Source organism: Corallococcus sp. RDP092CA, from assembly GCF_041903675.1.
Lineage (GTDB): Bacteria > Myxococcota > Myxococcia > Myxococcales > Myxococcaceae > Corallococcus.
In genome coordinates, this window is record NZ_JAYESI010000065.1 from 1 (window position 1) to 9,043 (window position 9,043).

General features: G+C 70.9%; 1 protein-coding gene. It reads left to right on the forward strand.

The features are described 5' to 3' along the window. Positions 1-9,043: amino acid adenylation domain-containing protein (locus U8525_RS33945; protein ID WP_374270890.1), on the forward strand; the 9,043-nt coding region annotated here is incomplete at both ends.

Here is a 9,043-nt window from a genome sequence, read left to right on the forward strand (position 1 = left end):
CGGATGCCCTCAAGGCGCACCTCAAGCAGCGGCTTCCCGAGTACATGGTCCCCTCCTCCCTCCTCGTGCTCGACGCCCTGCCCCTCAACGCCAACGGCAAGGTCGACCGCAAGGCCCTGCCAGAGCCGGAGGAGGCCTCGCGCACTGCCGCCTACGTCGCGCCGAGCACCGCCACCGAGAAGCAGCTCGCGGCCCTCTTCGCCGAGGTCCTCCGGGTGGAGCAGGTGGGTCTCCACGATGACTTCTTCGCGCTGGGAGGCCACTCGCTGCTGGCCACGCAGCTCGTCTCGCGCGTGCGGGCCACGCTCGGGCGGGAGCTGCCCCTTCGGATGCTCTTCGATGCACCGACCGTGGGCGCTCTCGCGCTGAAGCTCACCGACTCTCGGCCGGCGGCGCTCTGGGAGGCGCCGCCCCTCCGGTCCGCGTCACGCTCGGGAGCCATTCCGCTCTCCTTCGCCCAGCAGCGCCTCTGGTTCCTGGATCAGCTCACGCCGGGGGACGCGTCGTACAACATCGCCACCGCGCTCCGGCTGAAGGGGCCCGTGGACGTCGAGTCGCTGCGACGCGCCTTCGAGTCCCTGGTCGCCCGCCACGAATCCCTGCGCACGACCTTCCACGAGCATGAAGGACAGGCCACGCAGCACATCCACGCGCCGGACACGTGGACGCTGCCCCAGGTGGACCTGGCCTCGCTGCCCGACGTGCAGCGCGAAGCCGAGGCCCTGCGCCGGATCTCCAGGGAGGCGAACCAACCCTTCCACCTGGAGCGGGGCCCGCTCCTGCGCACGACGCTGGTGCGGCTGGGGGACGAGGACCACCTGTTGCTCGTGACGATGCACCACATCGTCTCCGACGGCTGGTCCATGGGCGTGCTCGTCCGTGACCTGGTGGCCTTCTACGAGGCCTACAGCGCCGGGCAGACGCCCGCGCTCGCCCCGCTGCCGGTGCAGTACGCGGACTTCGCGGAGCGGCAGCGCCAGTGGCTCCAGGGAGAGACGCTGGACGCGCAGCTGGGCTACTGGAAGCAGCAGCTCGCGGGCGCGGCGTTCGCCCTGGAGCTACCGACCGACCATCCGCGGCCGGCCATCCAGTCCCACCAGGGCGCGGCCATCTCCGTCCAGGTCTCCCAGGCGACGTCCGACGCGCTCAAGGCCCTGGCCCAGCGCGAGGGCGCCACGCCCTTCATGGTGCTGCTCGCGGCGTTCCAGGTGCTCCTGTCGCGCTACTCCGCGCAGGAAGACCTCACCGTGGGCTCACCCATCGCGGGCCGCACGCAGGCGGAGACGGAGGGCCTCATCGGCTTCTTCGTCAACACGCTCGTCCTGCGCGCGCGCGTGACGCCGGAGGCTTCGTTCCGGACGTTGCTCGCCCAGGTGCGCGGCACGACGCTCGCGGCCTACGAGCATCAGCACGTCCCCTTCGAGAAGCTGGTGGAGGTCCTCCAGCCCGTGCGGGACACGAGCCGCAGCCCGCTGTTCCAGGTGATGTTCGCGCTCCAGAACGCCCCCGCGGGGGACCTGCGCGTTCGCGGCCTCACCTTCCAGCAGGTGCTCACCGAAGGGCGCACCGCCAAGTTCGACCTCAACCTGGGGATGCAGGACACGCCCCAGGGCTTCGTGGGCTTGCTGGAGTACAGCACCGCCCTCTTCAAGCGGAGCACCATCGAGCGGATGGCCCGCCACCTCCACACCCTGCTGGAGGCCGTGGCCGCGAAGCCCGAGCAGCCCGTGGCCGAGCTGCCCCTCCTCTCCCCTGAGGAGCGGCAGCGCGTCCTCGTGGAGTGGAACGACACCGCTGTCGCCTGCCCCACCGACGTCCCCGTCCACGTCCACTTCGCCCGGCAGGCCCAGCGCACGCCCGACGCCGTGGCCCTCGTCCTGGGGGACTCGACCCTGACGTATGCCCAACTCGACTCCCGCGCCAACCAGCTCGCCCATCACCTGCTCGCCCTCGGCATTGCCCCGGGCGCTCGCGTCGGCCTCGCCCTCGAGCGCTCCTTCGAGCTGGTAACCGCCCTCCTCTCCATCCTCAAGGTGGGCGCCGCCTTCGTCCCCGTGGACCGCAACGCCCCAGTGGACCGCATCGCCTCCCTGCTGGAGGACGCCGACGTCCACTTCATCATCACCCACCAGCCCTTCGCGTCCCTGCTGCCCGCCACCGGCGCGCGCGTGTGGCTGGATGAGCAGCGCGAGGTCATCGCCACGCGGCCCACGCACGCGCCGGAGGTCCGCGTGGATGGTGAAGCCCTCGCCTACGTCATGTTCACCTCCGGCAGCACCGGCCGCCCCAAGGGCGTCTGCGTGCCTCACCGCGGCATCTCCCGGCTGGTGCTCGGCAGCTCCTTCATGCGCTTCGGGCCCGACGAAGTCTGGCTCCATGCCGCGCCCATCGCCTTCGACGCCTCCACCCTCGAAATCTGGGGCGCACTCCTCCACGGCTCGAAGCTCGTCCTCGCGCCGCCCCACGCCTTCTCGTTGGAGGAGCTGGCCGCCCTGCTGCGCCAGCACCGGATCAGCTCGACGTTCCTCACGACCGCGCTCTTCGAGCAGATGGTCCTCCACCAGGGCGAGGCGCTCGCGGGCGTGCGGCAGCTCCTCTCCGGTGGCGACGTGGCGCCCGCGGACCGCGTGCGCGAGCACCTCGCCCGCATCCCGGAAGGGGCCACCTTCGTCAACGGCTACGGCCCCACGGAGAACACCACCTTCTCCTCCACCTTCACGCTGCGGCACGGCGCGAGCGAGGAGGGCGCGATCCCCATTGGCCGACCGCTGTCCAACTCCACGGTCTACGTGCTCGACGCGCGCCTGCACCCAGTGCCGGTGGGCATCGCCGGCGAGGTCTTCGTCGGCGGCCCGGGCCTCGCCTGGGGCTATCTGCACCGTCCGGACCTGACCGCGGAGCGCTTCGTCCCGCACCCGTTCGCCGCCACGCCGGGCGAGCGCCTCTACCGCACGGGAGACCAGGCTCGCTGGCGGGAGGACGGCACGATCGACTTCCTGGGCCGCGCTGACTTCCAGGTGAAGGTGCGTGGCTTCCGCATCGAGCTGGGTGAGGTCGAGGCCGCGCTGCGCGCCACCACCGGCGTCAACGAAGCGGTCGTCGTGGCCCGGGGCACCGGTGTGGACAAGCGCCTCGTGGGCTACGTCACCGAGCGCGCGGGCCACTCGCTGACGCCCGACGCCCTCAGGGCGAGCCTCAAGCAGCGGCTGCCGGAGTACATGGTGCCGTCGGCCTTCGTGGTGCTGGCCGCGCTGCCGCTCAACGCCAATGGCAAGGTGGACCGCAAGGCCCTGCCGGAGCCTGGAAGCGCGCCGCGGAGCGCCGACTACGTCGCGCCGAGCACCCCCACCGAGGAGCAGCTGGCCGCGCTCTTCGCCGAGATCCTCCGGGTGGAGCGCATCGGCGTGCGGGACGACTTCTTCGCCATGGGAGGCCACTCGCTGCTGGCCACGCAGCTCGTCTCGCGCGTGCGCTCCACGTTCCGTGTGGAGCTGCCGCTGCGGGCCCTCTTCGAGGCACCCACCGTCGAGGCGCTCGCGCCGAAGCTCGCGGATGCACGGTCCGCCGCGCTCCGGGGACCGCCCCTGCGGCCCATGCCGCGCGACGGCGTCGTTCCGCTGTCCTTCGCCCAGCAGCGCCTGTGGCTGCTGGATCAGCTCCAGCCGGGAGACATCTCGTACAACATCCCCATCGCGCTCCGGCTGACGGGCCAGGTGGACATGGAGTCGCTGCGCCGCGCCTTCGAAGCGCTGGTGGAGCGCCACGAGTCGCTGCGCACGACGCTCTCCGCGGCCCAGGAGGAGCCGTCGCAGTGCATCCAGGAGCCCTCCGGCTGGGAGCTGCCCCTCATCGACCTGACGACGCTCCCGGAGTCGCGGCGTGAAGAGGAGGCCCAGCGCGCCGCGGCCACGGAGGCGCGGCGGCCGTTCGACCTCGCCAGGGGCCCGCTGCTGCGCAGCACCCTGGTGCGCCTGACCGACGAGTCGCACCTGCTGCTGGTGACGATGCACCACATCGTCTCCGACGGCTGGTCCATGGGCGTGCTCGTGCGGGAGGTGGCTGCCTTCTACGCGGCCTTCTCCTCCGGCACCACGCCGACGCTGGCTCCGCTGCCCGTGCAGTACGCGGACTTCTCGATGTGGCAGCGGGGCTGGCTCCAGGGCGAGGCCCTGGACGCGCAGCTCGGCTACTGGAAGCAGCAGCTCGCGGGCGCGCCTGCCGCGCTGGAGCTGCCCACGGACCGCCCGCGCCCACCGGTGCAGTCACGCCGGGGCGCGACGGTGGACCTGCGTGTCTCCGCGGAGCTCTCCGAGTCCCTCAAGGCCCTGGCCCAGCAGGAGGGCGCCACGCCCTTCATGGTGCTGCTCGCGGTGTGGCAGCTGCTGTTGTCGCGCTACTCCGGCCAGGACGACATCAGCGTGGGCACGCCCATCGCGGGCCGCACCCACGCGGAGACGGAAGGGCTCATCGGCTTCTTCGTCAACACGCTGGTGCTGCGCGGCCGGGTGGAGCCGCGCGCGACCTTCCGTGAGTTCCTCGCGCAGGTGCGCGGCACGACGCTCGCGGCCTATGAGCACCAGCACCTGCCGTTCGAGAAGCTGGTGGAGGTCCTCCAGCCCTCGCGCGACCTGAGCCGCAGCGCGCTCTTCCAGGCGATGTTCTCCCTGCAGAACGCGCCCACGGAGGCGCTGCGTCTGCCGGGCCTGTCCTTCCAGAACGTCCCGGTGGATTCGAGCACCTCCAAGTTCGACCTGACGTTGACGCTGGCGGAGTCCAGCCAGGGCTTCGTCGGAAGCCTGACGTACGCCACGGATCTCTTCGAGGCCCCGACCGTGCAGCGCATGGCGGGCCACCTGGGCGTGCTGCTGGAGGCCATCGCCGCGCAGCCCGACTCGTCGCTCGCCAGCCTCCCCCTGCTCACGGCTCCGGAGCGCCAGCAGCTCCTCGTCGACTGGAGCGGCCCCCGCGCGGACTTCCCTCGCGACCTCTGCTTCCATGACGCCTTCTCCGCCCAGGCCCTCCTCACCCCAGACGCCCTCGCCGTCATCTGCCGCGACCAGCACCTCTCCTTCCGCGAGCTCGACGTCCGCTCCAACCAGCTCGCTCACCGCCTGGTGAAGCTCGGCGTCCGCCCCGACGTCCTCGTCGTGCTCTGCGTGGAGCGCTCCGTCGAGGCCCTCGTCGGCATCCTCGGCATCCTCAAGGCCGGCGGCGCCTACGTCCCCATCGACCCCAGCTACCCCCGTGACTGGCTTGCCCACGTCCTGGCCGACACCGCCGCCCCGCTCGTCCTCACCCAGCAGCGCCTGCGCGACTCCCTGCCACCTCACTCCGCACACACCCTCTTCCTCGACTCCGACTCCGAGTTCCTCTCTCGCGAGCCCTCCCACGCCCCCTCCACCTCCGTCTCGCCGGAGCACCTCGCCTACATCATCTACACCTCTGGCAGCACCGGCCGCCCCAAGGGCGTGATGATCCAGCACCGCTCCGTGCTGAACCTGCGTGCAGCCCTCGCCTCCACCGTCCACGCGGAGGCCCGGCCGGGGGAGCGCGTCAGCGTCAACGCGCCTCTCTCCTTCGACGCGTCGGTCAAGCAGCTCGTCCAGGTGCTCGACGGCCACACCCTCTGCATCGTCCCCGATGAGGCCCGCGCCGACGTCGGCGAGCTGGTGAAGCGCATCGGCCAGGACGCGCTGGACGTCCTCGACTGCTCTCCGGCCCACCTGCGCCTGCTGGTGGATGAGGGCCTGCTGGAGCGCACCGCCATTCCCAGCCGCGTCCTCGTCGGTGGTGAGGCCATGGACCCCGCCACCTGGCGCCACCTGGCCCAGGCTCCGCGTCCTCGCGTCTTCAACGTCTACGGCCCCACCGAGTGCACCGTCGACGCCACCGCCTGCGCCTTCGACGCCTCCTCCACCCCCACCATCGGCAAGCCCCTGCCCAACGTCCGTGCCTACGTGCTGGACAAGACGCTGCGCCCCGTCCCCGTCGGGGTCGCCGGGGAGCTCTTCATCGGCGGCGAGGGCGTCGCTCGCGGCTACCTCCACCGTCCCGAGCTGACGGCCGACCGCTTCATCCCGGATGCCTTCTCCTCCTCCCCGGGTGCACGCCTCTACCGCACTGGCGACGTGGTGCGCTGGCGCGCGGACGGGATGCTCGACTACCTGGGCCGCGCCGACTTCCAGGTGAAGGTCCGCGGCTTCCGCATCGAGCTGGGCGAGATCGAGTCCTGCCTGCTGCGGCATCCCGCCGTGCATCAGGCTGTCGTCCTCGCCCGTGAGGATGTGCCCGGAGACAAGCGGCTCGTCGCGTACCTCGTCCCCGAGGCTGGCCAGTCCCTCGATGACACGGAGGTGCGTGCCTTCCTCAAGCAGCACCTGCCCGAGTACATGGTGCCCTCCGCGCTGCTGGTGCTGGAGTCCCTGCCGCTGAACACCAACGGCAAGGTGGACCGCAAGGCCCTGCCCGCGCCCCAGGGCACCGCTCCCGCCTCCTCCTTCGTCGCACCCCGCACTCCCGAAGAGGAGCAGCTCGCGGCCCTCTTCTCCCAGGTCCTGCGCGTGGAGCGCGTGGGCATCCTCGACGACTTCTTCGCGCTCGGCGGCCACTCCCTGCTGGCCACCCAGCTCGTCTCCCGCGTGCGCTCCACCTTCCGAGTGGAGCTGCCACTCCGCGCCCTCTTCGAGTCCCCCACCGTGGAGGCCCTGGCCGGACGGCTCCACGGAAGCGCGAGCTCCCTTGCGCCGAAGCTCCCCCTCGCCACTCATGGCGGCCCGGTTCCGCTCTCCTTCGCCCAGCAGCGCCTGTGGCTGCTGGATCAACTCCAGCCCGGGGATGCCTCCTACAACATCCCCACCGCCCTCCAGCTCACCGGGCGCCTCGACGTCGAGGCCCTGCGCCGTTCCTTCCAGTCCCTCCTCCAGCGCCATGAGGCCCTGCGCACCACCTTCCACCAGCACCAGGACCAGCCCTTCCAGACCGTCCATGCCGCTGGTGAGTGGACGCTGCCGCTCGTGGACCTCTCCGCCTCTCCGGAGGCGCTGCGTGAGGAGGAGGCGCGGCGGCTGGCGGACGAAGAGGCGCGGCGGCCGTTCGACCTCGCCAGGGGCCCGCTGCTGCGCAGCACCCTCGTGCGCCTGACTGACGAGTCGCACCTGCTGCTGGTGACGATGCACCACATCGTCTCCGACGGCTGGTCCATGGGCGTGCTCGTGCGGGAGGTGGCTGCCTTCTACGCGGCCTTCTCCTCCGGCACCACGCCGACGCTGGCTCCGCTGCCCGTGCAGTACACGGACTTCGCGGCCTGGCAGCGCAACTGGCTCCAGGGGGAGACCCTGGAGGCGCAACTGGGTTACTGGAAGCAGCAGCTCTCCGGCGCCCCGGCCGCCCTGGAGCTGCCCACGGACCATCCTCGGCCTCCGGTGCAGTCGCACCGGGGCGCCACGGTGGACGTAAGCATCTCCTCGGAGGTTGCTCACGCGCTCAAGGTGCTCTCTCAGCGTGAAGGGGCCACACCCTTCATGACGCTGCTGGCGGCCTTCCAGGTGTTGTTGTCACGCTACTCCGCTCAAGACGACATCAGCGTGGGCACTCCCATCGCCGGCCGCACCCAGGCGGAGACCGAAGGCCTCATCGGCTTCTTCGTCAACACGCTCGTCTTGCGCGCCCAGCTGAACCCCCGCTCGACGTTCCGCGAGCTGTTGGCGCAGGTGCGCGACACGACGCTCGCGGCCTACGACCACCAGCACGTCCCCTTCGAGAAGATCGTCGAAGCCTTGCAGCCTGTACGCGACCTGAGCCGCAGCCCGCTCTTCCAGGCCATGTTCGTCCTGCAGAACACGCCCACCGAGGCGCTGCGCCTGCCGGGCATCTCCTTCCAGTCCCTCCCGCTGGAGGCGCACTTCGCCAAGTTCGATCTCTCCCTGGGCTTGCGTGAGGGCCCGGATGGCTTCGCGGGAGCGTTCGACTACGCGACGGACCTCTTCGACGCCGCCACCATCCAGCGCATGGCCGCTCACTTCAGCACCCTGCTGGAGGCCATCGCGAAGCAGCCCGACACCCGGCTGGGCGACCTGCCGCTGCTCACCGACGCCGAACGCCATCAACTGCTCGTCGAGTGGAACCCGGAGACGGCACCGACGATTCGTGAGTCCAGCATCCCCGCGATGGTGGAGGCCCAGGTGCACCGCACGCCGGACGCCGTCGCCGTCATCACCCCCGAGCGGCAGCTGACGTACCGGGAGCTGGACGCGAAGGCCAACCAACTGGCCCACCGTCTGCGCGGCCTCGGCGTCGGGCCCGAAGTCCGCGTCGGCCTCTGTGTCGAGCGCTCCGAGGACCTTCTCATCGGCGCCCTCGGCATCCTCAAGGCCGGTGGTGCCTACGTCCCCCTCGACCCCAGCTACCCGCGTGAGCGCCTCGGCTGGCTGCTGGAGGACGCCCAGGGCCCTGCCCTCGTCGCCCACTCCCACCTGCTTGCCGCCCTGCCAGAAACCTCCGCCACGCCCGTGTGCCTCGACTCGGACTCCGAGCTGGCCAGACAGCCGACGGCGTCACCGGACGTGGCCATCCACCCCGGCCACCTCGCCTACCTCATCTACACCTCCGGCAGCACCGGCCGCCCCAAGGGCGTCGCCATCTCCCATGGCAACGCCGTCTCCTTCCTCCACTGGGCCCTGGAGACCTTCTCCCCGGAGGACTTGAAGGGCACCCTCGCCGCCACGAGCCTCAACTTCGACCTCTCCGTCTTCGAGCTCTTCGCCCCGTTGTGCAGTGGTGGTGCGGTGGTGGTGGCTCGCAACGCCCTGCACCTGGCGGAGCTACCCACCGCTTCGCTCGTCACCCTCGTCAACACCGTCCCTTCCGCCATGGCGCAACTGCTGCGCCTGGGCGCCGTGCCTCCCTCCGTGCGTGTCATCAACCTCGCCGGTGAAGCCCTGCCGGAGACACTCGCCAAGCAGGTCTACGCCGTGCCCACGGTGCGGAAGCTCTACAACCTCTACGGGCCTTCCGAGGACACCACCTACTCCACCGCTTCTCTCGT